The sequence below is a fragment of the Kitasatospora sp. NPDC088391 genome (genome assembly GCF_044753345.1).
Taxonomy (GTDB): Bacteria; Actinomycetota; Actinomycetes; order Streptomycetales; family Streptomycetaceae; genus Kitasatospora.
In genome coordinates this window covers 222,676-240,288 of sequence record NZ_JBIVNB010000012.1, presented here as the reverse complement: position 1 = coordinate 240,288, position 17,613 = coordinate 222,676, and the positions used below count along the sequence as shown (strand labels likewise).

General features: G+C 75.0%; 14 protein-coding genes and 3 pseudogenes. 10 read left to right on the top strand and 7 right to left on the bottom strand.

The genetic code is table 11. The features are described 5' to 3' along the window. The first annotated feature begins 258 nt into the window (after positions 1-258). From ACIQBJ_RS30270 to ACIQBJ_RS30255, 4 genes and pseudogenes are all read left to right on the top strand, one after another. On the top strand, positions 259-714 hold the full coding sequence (locus ACIQBJ_RS30270) for a rhodanese-like domain-containing protein (protein WP_400716853.1): 456 nt from the start codon (positions 259-261) through the stop codon (positions 712-714). Further along, positions 711-1,071 (top strand): annotated as a pseudogene (locus ACIQBJ_RS30265) (TSUP family transporter); the annotation flags it as partial. The gene ACIQBJ_RS30270 and the pseudogene ACIQBJ_RS30265, both read left to right, overlap by 4 nt. A gap of 578 nt (positions 1,072-1,649) precedes the next feature. Further along, positions 1,650-2,015 (top strand): annotated as a pseudogene (locus ACIQBJ_RS30260) (TSUP family transporter); the annotation flags it as partial. A 124-nt stretch (positions 2,016-2,139) separates the two neighbouring features. Beyond that, on the top strand, positions 2,140-2,712 hold the full coding sequence (locus tag ACIQBJ_RS30255) for a rhodanese-like domain-containing protein (RefSeq protein WP_400716851.1): 573 nt from the start codon (positions 2,140-2,142) through the stop codon (positions 2,710-2,712). A 229-nt stretch (positions 2,713-2,941) separates the two neighbouring features. On the opposite strand, the gene ACIQBJ_RS30250 is transcribed toward ACIQBJ_RS30255, so the two are convergent. Together ACIQBJ_RS30250 and ACIQBJ_RS30245 are read right to left on the bottom strand one after the other, a co-directional pair. Beyond that, entirely contained in the window at positions 2,942-3,172 is a 231-nt protein-coding gene (locus ACIQBJ_RS30250; protein WP_400716848.1) for a hypothetical protein, read from the bottom strand. Positions 3,173-3,328: 156 nt separating this feature from the next. Next, a complete protein-coding gene (locus ACIQBJ_RS30245; RefSeq protein WP_400716846.1) occupies positions 3,329-4,159 on the bottom strand; it encodes a pentapeptide repeat-containing protein in 831 nt (276 codons plus the stop codon). 392 nt (positions 4,160-4,551) lie between these two features. On the opposite strand from ACIQBJ_RS30245, the gene ACIQBJ_RS30240 reads away from it, so the two are divergent. Next, the gene (locus ACIQBJ_RS30240) at positions 4,552-4,974 is read left to right on the top strand and encodes an avidin/streptavidin family protein (RefSeq protein WP_400716844.1); all 423 of its coding nucleotides are present in this window, start codon (positions 4,552-4,554) and stop codon (positions 4,972-4,974) included. Positions 4,975-5,059: 85 nt separating this feature from the next. Here ACIQBJ_RS30240 and ACIQBJ_RS30235 read toward each other — a convergent pair whose 3' ends face one another. From ACIQBJ_RS30235 to ACIQBJ_RS30225, 3 genes are all read right to left on the bottom strand, one after another. Next, on the bottom strand, positions 5,060-5,797 hold the full coding sequence (locus ACIQBJ_RS30235) for a nucleotidyltransferase domain-containing protein (protein ID WP_400716841.1): 738 nt from the start codon (positions 5,795-5,797) through the stop codon (positions 5,060-5,062). Between the two features lie 98 nt (positions 5,798-5,895). Continuing rightward, the gene (locus tag ACIQBJ_RS30230) at positions 5,896-6,960 is read right to left on the bottom strand and encodes a hypothetical protein (RefSeq protein WP_400716838.1); all 1,065 of its coding nucleotides are present in this window, start codon (positions 6,958-6,960) and stop codon (positions 5,896-5,898) included. 200 nt (positions 6,961-7,160) lie between these two features. Next, positions 7,161-9,992 carry a TIM-barrel domain-containing protein gene (locus ACIQBJ_RS30225; RefSeq protein ID WP_400716836.1) on the bottom strand — a complete coding sequence of 944 codons (2,832 nt, stop codon included), beginning with the start codon at positions 9,990-9,992 and terminating at the stop codon, positions 7,161-7,163. 334 nt (positions 9,993-10,326) lie between these two features. Between ACIQBJ_RS30225 and ACIQBJ_RS30220 the strand changes: the two are divergent. From ACIQBJ_RS30220 to ACIQBJ_RS30210, 3 genes and pseudogenes are all read left to right on the top strand, one after another. After that, positions 10,327-11,463 (top strand): annotated as a pseudogene (locus ACIQBJ_RS30220) (glycosyltransferase family 4 protein); the annotation flags it as partial. 299 nt (positions 11,464-11,762) lie between these two features. Continuing rightward, on the top strand, positions 11,763-12,944 hold the full coding sequence (locus ACIQBJ_RS30215; protein WP_400716834.1) for a glycosyltransferase: 1,182 nt from the start codon (positions 11,763-11,765) through the stop codon (positions 12,942-12,944). A gap of 137 nt (positions 12,945-13,081) precedes the next feature. Continuing rightward, positions 13,082-14,029, top strand: coding sequence for an SGNH/GDSL hydrolase family protein (locus ACIQBJ_RS30210; RefSeq protein WP_400716831.1), 948 nt, complete (start codon positions 13,082-13,084; stop codon positions 14,027-14,029). A 127-nt stretch (positions 14,030-14,156) separates the two neighbouring features. Here ACIQBJ_RS30210 and ACIQBJ_RS30205 read toward each other — a convergent pair whose 3' ends face one another. Continuing rightward, positions 14,157-14,762, bottom strand: a complete 606-nt coding sequence (locus ACIQBJ_RS30205; protein WP_400716827.1) for a TetR/AcrR family transcriptional regulator — start codon at positions 14,760-14,762, stop codon at positions 14,157-14,159. A 98-nt stretch (positions 14,763-14,860) separates the two neighbouring features. Here ACIQBJ_RS30205 and ACIQBJ_RS30200 point away from each other — a divergent pair, with 98 nt between their 5' ends. Continuing rightward, positions 14,861-15,769 carry an alpha/beta fold hydrolase gene (locus tag ACIQBJ_RS30200; RefSeq protein ID WP_400716824.1) on the top strand — a complete coding sequence of 303 codons (909 nt, stop codon included), beginning with the start codon at positions 14,861-14,863 and terminating at the stop codon, positions 15,767-15,769. Between the two features lie 137 nt (positions 15,770-15,906). On the opposite strand, the gene ACIQBJ_RS30195 is transcribed toward ACIQBJ_RS30200, so the two are convergent. Beyond that, a complete protein-coding gene (locus ACIQBJ_RS30195) occupies positions 15,907-16,443 on the bottom strand; it encodes a GNAT family N-acetyltransferase (RefSeq protein ID WP_400716822.1) in 537 nt (178 codons plus the stop codon). Positions 16,444-16,665: 222 nt separating this feature from the next. Here ACIQBJ_RS30195 and ACIQBJ_RS30190 point away from each other — a divergent pair, with 222 nt between their 5' ends. Then, positions 16,666-17,535: an NAD(P)-dependent oxidoreductase gene (locus tag ACIQBJ_RS30190; protein ID WP_400716820.1), complete on the top strand. Its 870-nt coding sequence runs from the start codon at positions 16,666-16,668 to the stop codon at positions 17,533-17,535. Positions 17,536-17,613 lie beyond the last annotated feature (78 nt).

The following is a 17,613-nucleotide window of genomic DNA, read 5'->3' as shown; positions in this document are numbered from 1 at the left end:
CGCGGCGCCCTGACGGGCCCGGCCCGGCCGAGCCGGTCGAACGTGCCCGAGCCGGTCGACCCATGGCCTTCAGATGCCCTAGGGGGTATCTGGCCAGGCAGTTCTCTGCGCCTTGCCGGTCGAACAATACCGGTGGGGGTATATGCTCGGACTCAACGATATACCCCCGCCGGTATCTTCCCGGGCTGACGGACCGCTCCGGGAGCCGGCGGAATCCCCCAAGCACCACCCCACCCTCACCACTGCCAGGAGGACACCGTGGCCCGGATTCCCCGACCGCCCGCGCCCGCGCGGCGCGACTCCGTACGGAACTCCCCCGCCAAGATCGACCCGACCGAGGCGCACCGCCTGGCCTCCGCCGGCGCGGCCCTGCTGCTCGACGTCCGGGAGGCCGGGGAGCACGCCGAGGTGCACGCCCCGGGAGCCCTGCTCGTCCCGCTCACCGCACTCGCCGGACTCACCGGGCCGACCGGTCCCAGTGGCTCCGCTCCCGGCCCCGGGGCCGGGAGCAGCCCGGTCGAGGCGGTCCGGACGGCCGCCGACGGGCGGCCCGTGCTCGTGGTGTGCCGCTCGGGCAACCGTTCGGCGATCGCCGCCGGGCTGCTGGACGCCCTCGGAGTACCGGCCATGAACGTGACCGGCGGAATGCGGGCCTGGTCGCTCGCCGGGCTGCCGATGCACTCGGGCGCGTGTCGCTGCGGCGGCGCGATATGACGGCCGTCCTGCTCGCACTCGTCGCCGGCGCGGTGGTCGGACTGGCCCTGGGCGGACTCGGTGGCGGCGGCAGCATGCTGGCCGTCCCCGCCCTGATCTACCTGCTCGGCCTGACACCCGGCACCGCGACCACCGCCAGCCTGCTCATCGTCGCCGCGACCTCGCTCACCGGCCTGGTGGCGCACGCCCGGGCAGGACGGGTCCGCTGGCGCACCGGCCTCCTGTTCGCCGCCGCCGGACTCCCCCTCGCCGCCCTCGGCGGCTCACTCTCCCGCCACCTGCCCGGCCCCGCGCTGACAGCCGCTTTCGCCCTCCTCGCCGCACTGGCCGCCTGGCGCATGCTGAGCACCGGCCGCCGCAGCCGCGCTGCCACCCCCGGACCGACGCGGGACCGCGCGCCACAGGCCGCCGAACCGCCGGCAAGCGCTTTCCCGCCGATTGCCGACGGGGCGACGACCGGCCCTGCCGGGTCGGCGGAAAACGCTTTCCGCCCAGTCGTCGACCGGGCACCGAACGCCTCGACCGAGCGGGCGGCAAGCGCTTTCCCATCGATTGCCACCCGAGCGGCACCGCTTCCGGCTGAGCAATCGGAAACCGCTTTCCCGTCGCCCGTCGACCAGATCGCGAACCGCACGGCCAGCCGGACGGCAAGCGCTTTCCCCTCGCCCTCCGGCCAAGCAGCGAACTCCTCGACCCAGCGAACGGCAAGCGCTTTCCCGCCAGCCCCCGGCCAAGCAGTGACCGTTCCCGCCGAGCAACCGGGAAGCGCTTTCCCCCTGACCGCCGGTGCCTCCCCGTCCCAGCCCACTGCCACCGTGCTGGAGCGCCCCAGCACCCTCGCGCCGGAGCCCCGCAGCGCGACGGACGCCCCTCCGACCGCCCGCCCCGAGCCCGCTCCCGCGCCCATGCCGGTGTCCACGTCGGTGTCCACGTCGGTGTCCGCCCGTCGTTCGGCGCTTGCGGGGGCGGGTCTGGGGGCGGCGACGGGGGTGCTGGGGGTCGGCGGCGGGTTTCTGGCGGTGCCCGCGTTGGTGTCATTCCTGGCGTTCTCGATGGCCGAGGCGATCGGCACCAGTCTGCTGGTGATCACGCTGAATTCCTTGGCCGCGTTGCTGCCCCGGCTCGACGGGGCTGCCGGAATCCCGTGGTCCGTGGTCGGGCCGTTCACGGCCGCCGCGATTCTCGGTGCCTGGGACGGCAAGCGGCTCGCCGCGAAGCTCTCGGGCCGCGCCCTGCAGCGGATCTTCGCCGGTGCGCTGCTCGCCGTCGCCACGCTGATGCTGCTGGACGCCGTGCTCTGACGCCCCGTCGTCCATCGCGCCGCTCGCCGAACCCCGCCCCGTCCTGTCCCGCCCCCTTCCTGTTCCGTCCGCCCGGCCGCGACCGTGTGCCGGGCATCTTCCCCAGCTCGAAAGGCTCCCCCTCATGACCACTCCCCTGACTGTCGACCAGCTCCGTCCCCGGCTCGGGCGGTTGACCGTGATCGATGTCCGGTCGCCCGGCGAGTTCGGCGGCGGCCACATTCCCGGTGCCCGCAATGTGCCGCTGGACCGGCTCGCGCAGGCGCTGCCAGCGCTGCGCGCTGCCGCCGGGCGCGGCGAACTGGCCGTCGTCTGCGCTTCCGGCGCCCGGGCGCTGAACGCCTGCGAGCAGTTGGCGGCGGCCGGGGTGCCCGCACTGCTGGTCGACGGCGGTACCGCCGCCTGGGCGGACGACGGCGGCGAGCTGGACCGGGTGCCGGGCCGGCGGGTCCGCTGGGCGATGGACCGTCAGGTCCGGTTGGCGGCCGGTTCGCTGGTGCTGGCGGGCGTGCTGATCGACGTGCTGGTGCCCGGCGTGCGCTGGGTGTCGGCCGCGGTGGGCGGCGGTCTGCTGTTCTCGGCCCTCACCAACACCTGTGCGATGGGTTCGATGCTCGGCCGGCTCCCGTACAACCGCCCCCGCGACTCGGCGGGTGCTTTCGAGGCGACGCTCGCCGCGCTGCACGACGGTCGGTGATCCGGAGTCCGGCAGTGGGGCGGGCGGTCGGCCGCGTGCGCGGTCGCGGGGCCGGGTGACCGGTCCGTCCCACCAGCGGCGGCGGCCCCCGGTGCCACCCGTTCCTGACCCCGGGTGACAGCGGGGGCCTGCGCGCCGCGACCGTCCCACCGCCCTCAGTACCGGCACCGGCACCGACCCGGCCCGCCTCACGGGGCCGCCGGCCACCGCCGGGAGCGATCGGCAGTTGTCAGCGGCCTCCGCCGCCCGCCTGGGCGCCGGACGTGGCGGTGGGCGTGCAGGATGCGGCGGGGGCGGGGGTGTCGTGGTGGCCTGCCAGCCAGAAGCCGATCAGCAGGCCGCCGACACCGAGTGCCTTGTGGCGGTTGCGTTTCCACCAGGACGGCGAACCGGCCGCCATGAAACGCAGTTGGGTGAAGTCCGGGTGCTCGCTGGGCGGGGCGTCTTTGAACACTCCCATCGCGGATGACCCTCCTCTCGCGTCGGGGAGTTCATGACCATACGCCGGGGCCGTCCGGGCCGCAGGTGATTAATCCCGTTTCCCGGGTCCACGCGCGCCCCCGTGCGCCCCCTTACGCGCCCCGCTTCGGCGGTCGGACCCGCCCGGACCGGATGTTCACCAGTGCGCGGGCCGGGTCAGTGCCGCGCCGATCCGGGTGCCGGAATCGCCCTTGGCGGCGTTGAGTTGAGCCTGGGTCAGGAAGAGCGCGCCCGTCAGGTCGGCGCCGCGCAGGTCGGCGTCCCGCAGGTCGGCGCCGATCAGGTCGGCCCGGCGCAGGTCGGCACCGGACAGGTCGGCGGCGATCAGGTACGCACCGCGCAGGTTGGCCCCGCGCAGGTCGGCGCCCTTGAGCCGGGCCCCGATGAGGTCCGCGCCGCGGTGGTTGCGCTTCTTCCCGGGGAGCGCGCTCCGGGCCAGTTCGCTTGCCCGGAGCAGCAGTTCGCTGGCCCCGGCCCGGATCGCGGGGACGTCGGCGGCGATCAGCGTTTCGGCGTCCTGGTCGGTCAGCTGCTCGATGGAGTCCAGGGTGCGGCGCAGTTCGGCGTGCACCGGCCGGGCTTCGGGGAGTTCCAGGGCCTCGACCAAGTAGCTCATCAGTTCGCGGAGTTGGCGCATCACCGGAAAGGCTTCGAACATCTGCCGGGCGGTGTCGGGGGATTCGCGCCAGCTGTGGCCGCCGAAGGTGTGCTGGGAGATCTTCTGGCCCGCGCCGAAGCAGTCGAACACGGTGCAGCCCTGGTAGCCGCGGTCGCGCAGGACGGGGTGGATGCCGCACCGGTAGTCGGCCTGGAGGTTGCGGCAGGGGGTGCCGGCGTTCTTGTTGACGGCGAAGTCGGCGGACTTGGCGAAGGGCAGGGCGACGCAGCACAGGCCGAAGCAGGCGGAGCAGTCGGCGAGCAGATCGAGGCGACGGCCGGTCGGGGCGGGGTGCTGCTGGTCGGTCACGGTGCGGGGTCTCCTGCTGGCGGGGTGGGGCGGCGGGCAGAACCGGCCTCGGCACGGACATCGGAGCCGAGGCCGGGGCCGATCCCGGGACCGGTCCCGACACCGGTTCCGGTGCTCGCGCGAGCGCGGGCCCGGAGGACCGTGCACGAAGGTCGGCGCCGACCGCGCGTGCGGTTCTCCCGCCATTGTCCCTGCCCGCCGGGCTGCTCCCGCCCGCGGGTCCGGGGAGGGCCGCCACCGCCCCGTCCGCGCCGACGTCCGCGCACGGCTCTCCGGGCCGCTCCGCGCGCCGCCGACGTCCGGCCTCCCGGGGGCTGCACAGTGGTGGCGGGAGTGTCCGCGGCGACGCGGTGACGGCCGGCCGAACGGCGTGAGGAGCAGCGAGGAGCAGCATGGGCATCACGGGCGACTGGTACAGCGAACTGGGTTCGCACATGCGGTTGACGGCGGGTCCGGATGGTTCGCTGACGGGGGCGTACGTCTCGGCGACGGGGCGGGCGAGCGGCCCGTATCCGCTGGTGGGGCGGTTGGCGCCGCCGCGCGAGGCGGGTCACGGAACGGCGGTGGGCTGGACGGTGGCCTGGTCGAACGACAGCAGTGCCGCCGGTTCGGTGACGTCCTGGAGCGGTCAGTACCAGGAGGGGGAGGTGGAGCGGATCTCGGCGGCGTGGCTGCTGACGCGCTCCGCGGAGGCCCCGGACGCGTGGGAGTCGACGGTGGTCGGGCACGACCTGTTCGTCCGGCAGGAGCCCGATCCGGCGCGGCTGGAGGAGGTGCGCCGGTTCGCGCGCCCGCTGCCGCACCCGCAGTCCTGAACACGGCGGGCCCGCAGGAGCACGGCCGTCTGCCGACCGGAACAAAAGTTGACGATGCGTCAGTACCGTTCCGGTGCAGGTGGGTTCACTTTCCTGTTGCGGTTCCGGGGGCGGCCGGCCACTCGCGGCGGTAGCCGTCGGACAGCGGGCCTCCGACCAGGTCGAGGACTTCGCGGGCGGCGGCGAGCAGCGGGGCGGGGTCGCCGGTCCCGGCGAGGAGGTGCTGGCCCTCCAGCAGACGGGCGGCCCGTTCGGGGTCGGCGGCGAGCAGGCGGCGCGGAAACCACTTGCCGGTGCCAATCCAGGCGCGGTGGTGGTCGCCGAGCAGTTCGGCGGCGGTGCGGAGCGTCTCGGCGGCGATGGCCTGGGCCTCCCAGCGGTCGGGGGCGTCGCCGAGGTCGTCCAGCAGGTCGGTCAGGGCGTACCGCAGGTCCTCGCGGCGCGCGGCGGGGAGCGGCTGGGGTCCGGTGAGCAGTTCGGCCCGGGCCTCCTCGACCAGCCGGGCGGCGTGGCCGTCGCGGTCCAGCAGGACCAGTCCGGTCGCGTAGAGCTGCTGGACGACGGCGCGGCGCGAGGCGGCGTCGAAGGCCCGCACCTCGGCCAGGCTGTCCAGGGTGTGGGCGAAGACCTCGACCGGGCGGTCCTCGTGGCGCAGCGTCTCGCGGTAGGGCGTCCGGCCGTCGGGGAGCAGGACGGCGAGGTCGAGGTCGCTGGTCGGCCGGGCGCGTTCGGTGGCGGCGGAGCCGGCGAGCAGCACGGCCGACGCGTCGGGGAATCGTTCCGCCACCAGTCGGCGGGCCTGGGCGATCAGTGCGTCACGCATCCGGTCACCCTCTCACACGGTTCGCACCCGGCCCGATGTGCCGCTGCCGACCCGAGCGGCTCCACCGGCCAGAACGCGCCACGACGCGCCAGGACCCTTCAGGGGCCGTCGGGGCCGTCGGGGCCGGTGGGCGGCGGCGGGGTACGGCGTTCGGGTCGGCGGGTCCTGCGGAGGGGGGCGCGGGTGCCCCGGGCGCGGCGGGCGCGGTCGGCCGCGAACGCGGCTCCGGCGGCGAGGCCGACCAGGAGGGCGGTGGCGAGCCGTCCGCCGGCCAGGTCGAGGCCGAGGAAGAGCACCAGCAGGAACGCGGCGGCGGGCAGCAGCACGGCGATCAGGGTCTGGCCGAGGACGGCGACGGTCGCGGTGCGGACGTACGCCTCGCGCGGTCGGTCGCCCGCCCCGGTGGGCCAGTAGTGGGCGGTGGCGCGGCGGGCGAGGGCACCGGTGGCCTTGACGTTGGCGCGGCCCATCACGGGGATCCACACCACGGGGAGGGCCAGTCCGACGGCGACCAGCAGGACGATGCCGGTCCAGCCGAGCAGGCGGCGCAGTCGGCCGCGCTGTTCCTCCTCGATGGCGACCAGGCCGAGCAGGTAGGCCATTCGTCGGATCATGTCGAACCGGGTGGCCAGGGACCGGCGGCGGCCGGTGTCCGCCGTCCCGTCGCCGTCGGTGGCGGCGGAGGGCTCGGCCGGCGGTTCGACGGTCGGCGAGGGGGGCGGTGCGGGGGCCGCGGCCAGAGCTGCCTTCGCGTCGTCGGCGGTGTCGTAGACGCCTTGCAGGACGAGGAGTTCGGCGGCCCGGTCGGTGCGGTCGCCGTCGGCTCCGGCGAGTTCGGCGAGTTCCAGGACCATCCGGGCCTGGGCGAGCATGCCCGCGCAGAACGCGACCGGGACGAGCAGGATCAGCGGGCCGCCGACCACGCAGCCCTCGGTCATGGTGAGCCGGATGCCGTGGGTGATCACCGCGTCGCGGCGTTCGTCGAGGGTGCCGGAGAGCCGGGCGACAGCCTTGGTGGCGGGGCCGGACTCCTGACGGACCGCCAGTTCGGCCAGGTGTTCGGGGAGCCGTGCGGGGTCGTCGCGGACGGCGTGCCAGAGTGCCGCCGCTGCCGCGCCGCGGCTGTCGGCGGTGCGTTCCGCCTCCCCGCCCGAGTCCTCCATCGCTCCAGAATATCCGCACCTTCCGGACATTTCCGGCACAACGCCTCCGACTCACGAACTCCCCGAACGCCCCCGCCCCGCCCTACCTCGCCCTGCCCCCGACCGAGGACCGGCCGGGGACGGGGCGGGGAGGCGGGGCGGGGTGCCGCCTGCGCAGCGCCCGACGACGCGTGACAGCGGTGCGCGACGGCAGCGGTGCGCTACGGCGCGGGGCTGCCGGTGGCGGTGATCTCCGCAGCGCTGGTCCACGGCCCGCGGTTGCCGGCCTCGCTGGTGGCGCGCAGGCGCAGGTAGCGTCCGGCCTTCGCGGTGAACGTCACCGTTTTCGCGGTGGCGGTGTCGGCGAAGGTGCCGGTGGCGACGGGGCTGCCCCAGGCGGTGGTGCTGTCGGAGACGTAGACCTCGTAGCCGCCGATCCGGCCGTTGACGCCGCCGTCCTGCCGGGGCAGGTAGCCGAGGCTGTCGACGGAGTAGCGGGCGCCGAGGTCGATCTGGATCTCGTGCGGGAGCGGGGCGGGAGTGCCGGACCACTGGGTGTGCCAGATGGTGGCGGCGCTGCCGTCGATGGCGTTGGCGGCGGCGCCGTTCTCGTTGGCGGTCTCCTGGCTGTCGGCGGAGACGACCTTCCAGCCGGCCTGCGGGATGGGGCCGCCGGCCGTGACGGGGGTGCCGGTGGGCAGGGTCAGGCCGGTGGCGGTGACGCTGAAGGCGGTGTTGACGGCGTGGTTCCCGGCCTTGATCCAGAGCATTCCGGAGCGGTCGGCTGCGTCGAAGTACCAGCCGGTGGTGGCGGTTTGGTACGCGGCCTTGCTGCCGAGCTGCGGCAGTGCCGTGCCCCCGGCGGTGACGGTGCTCGGCGCGGCGGCGGCGTGCACGGTGAACTCGTAGTCACGGGCGGCGAGTTGCCCGGTGTAGCTGCCGTTGGCGGCGCCGACGGCGAGCGTGACGTCGCCCGAACCGGCGTTCGGCGCGGTGACGTTGACGGTCTGCCGGGAGGAGGCGCCGCTGCGGTAGGCGCGGGTGGTGCCGTCGTCCTCGTACAGGGTGAAGGAGGAGCTGCCGCGCGGGTAGACGTCGTAGGTGAGGGTGGAGACGGGCTTCTCGCCGGTGTAGTTCATCTGCGGCCACATCGGCACCGCCGCACCGGACTTGACGAACAGCGGGAGGGTGTCGAGCGGGGCGCTGTAGCCGTTGAGCCAGCCGGGGCCGGTGTACGCCTTGCCGGTCCAGTAGTCGGTCCAGGTGCCGGCGGGCAGGTAGATGCCGTCGCGGACGCTGGTGTCGCTGACCACGGGGGCGACCAGGAAGGAGTCGCCGGCCATGAACTGACTGCTCGTCAGGTTTCCGCGCGCCACGGGGTCGTCGGGGTACTCCAGGACCATGGCGCGGGTGGAGGGGACGCCGGTGTCGGTGGCGACCCGGCTCATCGTGTACAGGTACGGCATCAGCCGCATCTTGAGCTGCAGGTACTTGCGGTTGATCGACAGGTACGGGTCGGCGTACCGCCAGGGCTGCTTGTCGTTGTAGCCGGCGGACGGGTTGGTCGCGCCCCAGCCGGACATCGTCATGAAGGCGGGGGTGAACGCCTTCCACTGGAGGTCGCGGACGTACGTCTTGGGGCTGCCGTCGTAGATGCCGTCGACGTCGCCGGAGGCGTAGTTGAGGCCGGACAGGCCCGCGCCCGCGATGGACGGGACGTGCCAGCGCATGGCGTCCCAGGTGCCGTGGGTGTCGCCGGTCCACACGACGGCGTTGCGCTGGGTGCCGGCCCAGCCGTCGACGGTCCAGACGAAGCGGCGGGCGTCGGAGTTGTTCTCGATACCGGCCACGGCCTGGTTGACGCCGGTGAAGGCGGTCTTGTAGCCGCCGCCGATCCATGCGACGTCGGTCTTGACGGCGCGCGAACCGGCCGTCCCGACCTCCCAGTTGATGTTGTTGAGGCCGGTGGAGGTCCACAGGCCGGTGTGGATTCCCTTGGCGTTCAGGCCGCTGACGGCGGTCGGCAGGTCGGTGTAGCCGCAGCCGTAGCCGTCGTTGGGCAGGAACCAGCCGGAGGGCATGTCGGCGGCGCGGGCGTCGGTGGCGTAGCCGACCACGTCGGGGGTGGTCTGGTGGCGCAGCCGGTTGTGGTCGCCGGTGTAGGTGGAGTTGGAGGCGTTGAAGCAGTCGGCGTTGCCGAGTTCGAGGCCCCAGATCGGGGCGAGGAAGGGCTTGCCGGAGACGTCGGTGTAGGCGTTCAGGACGTCCTTGAGCGAGTTGCCGGCGAAGTACCAGGCGTCGAACCGGCTCTCGTTGTGGGTGAGTTGGGTGGGCGAGTTGAAGGCGTAGCTGCCGGGGGCCCAGGTGTTGCGCATGACGCCGTAGCCGTTGGTGGACATGTAGAACGGCGCGGGGCTGGCGTTGCTGTTCTCGGTCCAGGAGTTGGAGACGGCGACGGGGACGGTCTTGTCGCGCAGTGCCCAGTCGCCGAGGTGCAGGCCGGTGCCGTAGAACTGCTCGTCGGCGCCCCGGGCGAGGTACTGGGTGGTCTGGCTGCTGGTCCAACTGGTGGGCTGGGACTCGGCCCAGAGCAGGGTGGTGTTGTCGGCGCGGTAGAGCGCGAAGGTCAGCGGAGTCTTGTTGATCCGCAGGGCGATCGCGCCGGTGGTGATCCGCCAGTAGGCGCCGGCGTCGGTGAGGGTGGCGGCGACGGTGCCGAAGTCGGTGGTGGCGGCGAGGTCGGTGCCGGCGGGGTCGTTGGTGAACGCGCCGTTGGGGCTGAGCCAGATCCGGAAGATGTCGGCGCGGGCGAGTTGGACCCGGGCCGCGGCGCCGCCGGAGGTGGTGACGGTGAAGGTGTTGCCGGAGCGGGTGACGCCGGTGACGTTGCCGGCGGTGCTGGCGTGCGCGGCGGTGGCCGGGCCGAGGCCCGCCAGCAGGGCGGCGAGCGTCAGCAGGACGACGGTCAGCACGCCGGGGCGGCGGCGGTCGCCGCCGGGGCGGGGTGGTGGCGGGTCGTGCGGGGCGTGGGGGGTGTGCGGGGCGGAGCGCATGGGCGGGGTTCCTCCTCGGCGGGATCGGGCGGGGGTCGGGGCGTCGAAGGTGCCGGTCGGGCCGTCAATTCCCGCGCGAACGGCCGGGGTTGGGTGGGTGGCGGCGCACGGCCGGTTGACCGGTACACATCGCAGCAGCAACCCGACATGACGTCAAGCGCTCGATCAGACATAGTTTCGAGCACTTTTGCGCAAACTGCGCACCGGCGTTGCGCGAAGCGCCCGCCCGACCCGCCGCCCCGTTCACACACCTGTGCGGAATTGGCGGCAGACGTTCGTCTCCGCGAAAGATCCCTTTGGCTGGCCGCACGCCCGGATTGGCAACAACGTTGGCATGCGAGTCGCCATCGTCACCGAGTCCTTCCCGCCCGAGGTCAACGGCGTGGCCCACAGCGTGCTGCGGGCCGCCGAACACCTCGTCCGGCGGGGTCACCAGCCGCTGGTGATCACCCCCGCTCCGGCCCGGGGCGCGCACTGCCCGCCGCAGTCCTTCGGCCCGGACCGGGAACCGCTGCCGGTGGTGCGCGTCCCCTCGATCCCGCTGCCCCGCTACCCGCAGGTCCGGATCGCGCTGCCCAGCCGCAAGCTGGCCGCCGCGCTGACCGCCCACCGGCCGGACGTGGTGCACCTGGCCAGCCCGTTCATCCTCGGCGCGCGGGCCGCCCGGCTCACCGAGCGCCTCGACCTGCCCACCGTCGCCGTCTACCAGACCGACCTCGCCGGGTACGCGCAGGCGTACCGGATGGGGCGCGGCGTCGGCTCGGCCATCGCCTGGGCCCGGATCCGCTCCGTGCACCGCGCCGCCGCCCGCACCCTCGCCCCGTCCACCCCGGCCGCCCAGGACCTGACCGCGCACGGGGTCCGCCAGGTGCGGATCTGGGCACGCGGCGTCGACTCGGTCCGCTTCCACCCCGACCACCGCGACGAGGCCCTGCACCGCACGCTCGCCCCCGGCGGCGAGGTGCTGGTCGGCTACGTCGGACGGCTCGCCCCCGAGAAGCGCGTCGACCTGCTCGCCGAGGCGTCCCGGCTGCCGGGCGTGCGGGTGGTGGTGATCGGCGACGGTCCGAGCGCCCCCGCCCTGAAGGCCGCGATGCCCGGCGCGGTGTTCCTCGGCCGCCGCACCGGCGCCGAACTCGCCCGCTGCTTCGCCACCTTGGACCTGTTCGTGCACACCGGCCCGCTGGAGACGTTCTGCCAGACCATCCAGGAGGCGATGGCCAGCGGCGTCCCGGTGGTCGCTCCCGCCGTCGGCGGCCCGCTCGACCTGGTCGGCCACCGCCGCACCGGCCTGCTGGTCGCCCCCCGCGACCCGCAGGCCGTCGCCCGCGCCGTCGCCTCCCTCGCCGCCGCGCCCGAGCTGCGCACCCAGTACGGCGCCGCCGGACGGGCCGAGGTCACCGACCGGACCTGGGAGGCGGTCGGCGACCAGCTCGTCCAGCACTACGAGGACGTCATCGCCGAGCACCGCCGCCGCCCCACCGGCCCGGCCGCCGACCTCGGCAACCTCACCGATCTCACCGCCTTCCCCGACTTCCCTGCTCTCCCCGAGCTCGCCGGTCTCCCCGACCTCGCCGACCTCACCGCGCCGGCCGACGGCGTTCCGGCGGAGGCGCCGGTGGCGCCGGTGGCGCCGGGCGTCCCGACGCCCCGTCAGCCCTCGGGCGCGGTCGCGGTCGCGGGCTCGGGCTCGGGCGCGGCGGCCGCGCAGCCTGCGGCGAAGGGCACGGAGCAGCCCGCCCCGGCGGACCTGGTCGAGGAGCAGCCGGCATGAGCGAGGGGCTGCGCATCGTCCGGGTGGCGAACTTCGTCACCCCGGTCTCCGGCGGTCTGCGCACCGCGCTGCGGCACCTCGGCGCGGGCTACCTGGCGGCGGGGCACCGGCCCGTCCTGGTGGTGCCCGGACCGGCCCGCGGTGACGAGTGGACGGAGCAGGGGCGGGTGGTGACGCTGCCGGGCCCGCTGGTGCCGGGGACGGGCGGCTACCGGGTGCTCCGGGACCGCCGCGCGGTCGAGGCCGTGCTGGCCGAACTCGCGCCCGACCGGCTGGAGGTGTCGGACCGCACCACGCTGCGCTGGACCGGCGAGTGGGCGCGGGCGCACGGGGTGCGGTCGATGATGGTGTCGCACGAGAGCGCCACCGGCGTGATCGGCGCGTGGGGGGTGCCGCCGGCCGTCGCGCGGCGCCTCGCCGACCGGCTCAACTCCCGTACCGCGCGGGCCTACGACACGGTGCTGTGCACCACCGCGTGGGCCGCCGAGGAGTTCCACCGGATCGGGGCGGCCAACCTGGCCCAGGCCCCGCTGGGCGTGGACCTCGACGCCATGCACCCCTCCCGGTACGACCCGGCGCTGCGCGAGCGGCTGGCCGACCCGCACCAGGTGCTGCTGGTGATGTGTTCGCGGCTGTCGGCGGAGAAGCGGCCCGAACGCGCCCTGGACGCGCTGGCGGAGCTGCGTCGGCGGCACCGTGTCCCGGCGGTGCTGGCGGTGGCGGGCACCGGCCCGCTGCGGGGTCGGCTGGAGCGGCGTGCCGCCGAACTCCGGCTGCCGGTAAGGTTCCTGGGGCACCTGGCCGAACGCGCCCAGGTGGCGGCCCTGTTGGCCACCGCGGACGCGGTGGTCGCGCCCGGCCCGGTGGAGACCTTCGGGCTGGCCGCGCTGGAGACCCTGGCCTGCGGGACGCCCGTGGCGGTCAGCCGCTCGTCCGCGCTGCCCCAGGTGGTCGGTCGGGCCGGTCGGGCCGCGGCCGACTCCGGTCCCGGATTCGCCGAGGCGGTACGGGAGTTGCTGGAGCGGCCGGAGGCGGAGCGGCGCGCCGCGGCCCGCGCCCGCGCAGAGGAGTTCGGCTGGGACGCCGCCGCGACCGCCTTCCTGACCGCGCACCACGCACCCTCCGTCCCCGCCCCCGCGTCCACGTCCGCCCCCACCGCCGCCCCCATGACCGGCTGACCGCGCCCGCCCTCTTCCCCCTCCCCTCCTCCGTTTCCCGGGCTCCGGGCCCGGTGCGTGCACCGGCACGCCCCGGGGCCGCGCAGCGCCCGTGCAGGGCCCATCCCGTTCCCGCTTCGCCCCACCGGAGGGACGTCATGACAGTTCGGTTCGCGGCGCTCGGCGACTCCCTCACCGAGGGGATCGGCGACCCGGTTCCCGGCGGGTGGCGGGGGTGGGCGGCGCTGCTGGCGCCCGGCCTCTCGCCGGGCGCCGTGGAGTTCCGCAACCTCGCCGACAGCGGCTCGCTCAGCCGCGACCTGCTGGTCTCCCAACTCCCCGTCGCACTGGCGTTCCGGCCCCGGTACGCGGCCGTGGTGGTGGGCGGCAACGACACGCTGCGCGCCTCGTTCGACCTTGAACTGACGGCCCGTCACTTCGCGGCCGCGCTCTCCTCGTTGACATCGGCGGGTGCGGTGCCGCTGACCGCCTGCCTGCCCGACCCCGGTCGGCTGCTCGGGCTGCCGGCCCCGTTGGCGCGTCCGCTGGCGCGCCGGATGCGCGGCGTGAACGCGGTGGTGCACGGGCTGTCCGAGCACTACGGCGCGGTCCACCAGCACCTGGCGGACCTGCCGTGGACGCGGGACCGCACGCTGTTGAGCGTCGACCGGCTGCACCCCAGCGCCGCCGGGCACCAGGTGATCGCCCGCGGGTTCCACGCCCTGCTGGCCGAGGCCGGCCATCCGGTGGGGGCACCGCCGGAGGAGTTGGCCGTCGGCGCGCCGGGGCCGGGGGCCGACCTGTGGTGGATGCTGACCCGGGGCACCCGTTGGGTCGCCGCCCGGTCCACCGACCTGCTACCCGGGCTGGTGGCCCTCGCCGCCCTGGAGGCCCGCCACCTGCTGCGCCGCTCCACCCGGCAGCTCGACCGGGCCGAGGCCCGCGCCACCGCGGAACTCGTCGCCCGCCTCACCGCCGAAGCCCCCACGGGCACCGCCCCGACTCCGGCCCCGACCGCGCCACCGCCCACCGCCCCGGCCGTGAGCGGTGCCGCCGGGCAGGCGCCCGACACCGGGTCACGGACGGCCGCGGGCGGCGGACAGTAGCGGGACGTCCGCCCCGAGGACGCCCCGACGCCCCGACGCCCGGCGTGCGGGAGCACCGCGGCCGCGGCACGGGAAGCGGCGTCGGCCCGCCCTCCGACCGCCGGTCCGTCAACTCACTTGAAACTGCTCATGGTTGCGGGAAGATTCGCGCCAGGTGGTAGTGCAGGACGGCGACGGCCTCCTCGGCCGGGCGCTGGCCCAGCAGGACACTGAGGCCCAGGCCGGCGGAGACCGCGAGCAGCAGGACCGCCTCCTGTCGGGCGTCCAGGCCGGGGGCGGTGCGGCCGGCCTGCTCGGCGGCCCGGAGCTGGGCGGCCAGGAAGGTCTCCATCTCGTCGGGCGCGGCCCGGAACGCCTGCCCGGCGAGGACGGGGTCGGTGACGGACAGCACCGCGTACTCGGTGTAGACGAGGTGGAAGGTCCGGCTCTCCTCGTCGGTGGGGACGGCCTCCAGCAGGATCGCCTCGACGATGCCGCGCGGGTCCGCCGAGGCTCCGGCGGCCCGGACCCGGTCGCGGATGCGCTCGCCCATCCGCTCGCCCAGCCGGGTGAGGGTGGCGAGCAGCAACTGCTCCTTGGTGTCGAAGTAGTACTGCACGAGCCGCACCGAGACGCCGGCCTCGACCGCCACGGAGCGCATGGTGACGGCGTGCAGTCCGGTGGCCGAGGCCGCCCGCAGCAGCGCGTCGACGATGTGCGCGCGCCGCTCCTCGTGGTCCACCAGTTTCGGCATCGGCCTCGGCCTCCCGTTCCCGTCCGCCCGGACTCCCCGAACATTTTTATGGTACAAACATACCATCAAGTGCTGCTGATTCGTCCCCGGGGGATGCCATGACCAGGACCGAGATCGGACATTTCGTCAGCGAGGACGCCCGGACGGAGTTCCTCGCCGCGTACGACCGGGCGATGGAGCTGTGGCCCGGCCCGCGCCGCGCGCTCGACGTCGAGACCTCGTACGGGACCGTCCACGTGCACCACTACGGGCCCCGGACGGGCGAGCCGATCGTGCTGCTGCACGGCCACGCCGGGCACGCGTCCAACTGGTACCCGCAGATCGCCGCGCTCGGCGCGCAGCACCCCGTGTACGCGGTCGACACCCTCGACGACCCGGGCCGGAGCGTGCAGCGCGCCGTCGCCGCCGGTTCGCGGGAGAACGCGCAGTGGCTGGGCGAGGTACTGGCCGGGCTCGGCCTGGAGCGGGTGCACCTGGTGGGGGTGTCGTACGGCGGCTGGCTCGCGCTCAACCAGGCGGTCCACGGGCCGGAGCGGCTGGCGTCGGTGGCGTCGCTGGACCCCGGCGGGATCGAGAAGGTCCCGGCCCGGTTCTACTTCCACATGGTCGCCGGGCTGTTCGGCCTGCTCGCCCCGCGTCGGCTGCGCCCCGCGCTCGGCCGGCTGCTCGCCAACCCGGCGCTCGCCGCCCCGCCGGAGATGATCGCCCCGCTGATGCTGGCGATGCGGACGTACCGGCCCAACTCCCGTCCGCCGGCCCGCCCGTTCACCGACGAGGAGCTGCGCGCGGTCCGCGTCCCGGCCCTCGTCCTGGTGGGGGCGCGCAGCGCGCTGCTGCGGCCGCGCCGGGTGCTGGACCGGGTCACCGCCCGACTCCCGGACGTCCGGGCGGAGATCGTGCCGGGCGCCGGGCACGGGCTCACCCTGGAGCGGCCCGAACTGGTCAACTCCCGGCTGCTGGAGTTCGTCGCGTCCTGCCGCCGGACGGGACCGGCCGCGACCGGCTGACTGCCACACCGGACCGGTCCGGCGTGGGACTGGCATGGGACTGGCATGGGACTGGCATGGGACCGGCGTGGGACCGAACCCGGAAGCGGACCCCGCATCGGCCCCGGTGCCGGACGGTCCGTGCGGGACGCCGGGTGCTACCAGACGTCGCCCTCCCGCCATTCGAGCACGGTCAGGTCGGCCGACAGGTCCAACTCCCCTTCGCCGCCGAACAGGTAGATGCCGCCGTCCTCCTCGGCGGTGCGCACCCGCCCCTGCGGGCCGAGCGCCCAGGTCGGGCCGGGCCACGGCCGCCAGTCGCGGGCCAGGTAGAGCGGGACGCCCTCCTCGCTGGCGCCGAGCGCGCCGAGGTCGTGGGCGGCGCGCACGATCCGCTCCACCTCGGCCATCAGCAGGCCGCCGACGCCCCGGCGCCGGCGGTCGGCCCGGACCACCACGCCCTCCACGTAGCCGGCCCGCAGAATCCGCCCGCCGTTGGACAGCCGCCGCTGGACCACGGCGGCGTGGCCGATCAACTCCGCCCCGTCCCGGGCCAGGACGTGCAGGCCGCCGAGGCAGTGCGCCCAGTCCTCCTCGGTCATCTCCGCGCCGAACACCTCGAACAGCAGGTCGCGCGCCGCCCGCCGGGTCGCCGGGTCCAGTTCCGCCGTGTGCACCGTCCGCACCGTCACCATGGCGGCATCCTCGCACGCGCCGACCCGCCGACCCGCTGAACCGTCGACACCCGCCGCCCCGCTGAACCGTCGACACCCGCCGACCCGCCGCCCCGCCGCCCCGCTGAACCGTCGACACCCGTCGACCCGCCGCCTTCTGACGGATCGTTGTGCCGTTCGGGGCGCGCGGCGTCGTAGCATCGGGCCCGGAGATCGTCCACGATCCGCTGGGAGGCACTGAGCATGGATGTCGGTTTCGTCGGCCTCGGGGCGATGGGGCGGGCGATGGCCCGCCGCCTGCTCGCCGAGGGGCACGCGGTGCGGGTGTGGAACCGTTCGCCGCAGCCGGTCGCCGAGCTGGTCCGGGACGGCGCTTCGGCGGGCGGGTCGCTCGCCGAGGTGTTCGAGCAGCCGGTGGTGGTGTCCATGCTCGCGGACGACCACGTGGTCGAAGCGCTGCTGCTGGACGAGGAGTTGCTGTCCTCGGCGCGGGCCGGGGTGCACGTCAACATGGCCACGGTCTCCCCCGCGCTGGCCCGCCGGGCGGCCGAACTGCACGCCCGGCACGGCCTGGGGTACGTCGCCGCACCGGTGCTGGGGCGGACGGACGTCGCGGCGGCCGGGAACCTGAACATCCTGGCCGCCGGACCGGCTGCCGAACTCGACCGGCTGGCACCGCTGTTCGAGGCGATGGGGCGCCGGACCTGGCCGCTCGGCGAGGACCCGGCGGCCGCGAACGTCGCCAAGGTCTCCGCCAACTTCCTGCTGGTGTCGGCGATCGAAGCCTTCTCCGAGGCCGCCGTGCTGGCCGAGGCGAACGGGCTGGACCCGGCCGCACTGCTCGGCGTCCTCACCGAATCGCTCTTCCCCGGGCCGGTGTACGCGGGCTACGGCGCGATGATCACCCGGCAGTCCTTCGAACCGGCCGGGTTCCGCCTCGCCCTGGGCCTGAAGGACGTCGACCTCGCCCTGGCGACCGGCACCGCCTCCCGGGTGCCGCTGCCGCTCGCCTCGCTGCTGCGCGACACCCTGCTCCAGGCGATCGCCCACGGCCACGGCGAGCAGGACCTGGCCGCGATCTCCACCACCTCCCGCACCCGGGCGAACATCTGACGCACCGCCCGCCGCAACCCACACCTCCGACCGCCCGCTCCGGTAGCCCCCACCGGAGCGGGCGGCTACCGGAGCGGG

Coding starts and splice junctions, on each gene's coding strand:
- ACIQBJ_RS30215 (WP_400716834.1), top strand. CDS start 11,763: ATGAGCGAGGGGCTGCGCATCGTCCGGGTGGCGAACTTCGTCACCCCG.
- ACIQBJ_RS30250 (WP_400716848.1), bottom strand. CDS start 3,172: ATGGGAGTGTTCAAAGACGCCCCGCCCAGCGAGCACCCGGACTTCACC.
- ACIQBJ_RS30240 (WP_400716844.1), top strand. CDS start 4,552: ATGGGCATCACGGGCGACTGGTACAGCGAACTGGGTTCGCACATGCGG.
- ACIQBJ_RS30210 (WP_400716831.1), top strand. CDS start 13,082: ATGACAGTTCGGTTCGCGGCGCTCGGCGACTCCCTCACCGAGGGGATC.
- ACIQBJ_RS30225 (WP_400716836.1), bottom strand. CDS start 9,992: ATGCGCTCCGCCCCGCACACCCCCCACGCCCCGCACGACCCGCCACCA.
- ACIQBJ_RS30205 (WP_400716827.1), bottom strand. CDS start 14,762: ATGCCGAAACTGGTGGACCACGAGGAGCGGCGCGCGCACATCGTCGAC.
- ACIQBJ_RS30200 (WP_400716824.1), top strand. CDS start 14,861: ATGACCAGGACCGAGATCGGACATTTCGTCAGCGAGGACGCCCGGACG.
- ACIQBJ_RS30190 (WP_400716820.1), top strand. CDS start 16,666: ATGGATGTCGGTTTCGTCGGCCTCGGGGCGATGGGGCGGGCGATGGCC.
- ACIQBJ_RS30235 (WP_400716841.1), bottom strand. CDS start 5,797: ATGCGTGACGCACTGATCGCCCAGGCCCGCCGACTGGTGGCGGAACGA.
- ACIQBJ_RS30255 (WP_400716851.1), top strand. CDS start 2,140: ATGACCACTCCCCTGACTGTCGACCAGCTCCGTCCCCGGCTCGGGCGG.
- ACIQBJ_RS30230 (WP_400716838.1), bottom strand. CDS start 6,960: ATGGAGGACTCGGGCGGGGAGGCGGAACGCACCGCCGACAGCCGCGGC.
- ACIQBJ_RS30195 (WP_400716822.1), bottom strand. CDS start 16,443: ATGGTGACGGTGCGGACGGTGCACACGGCGGAACTGGACCCGGCGACC.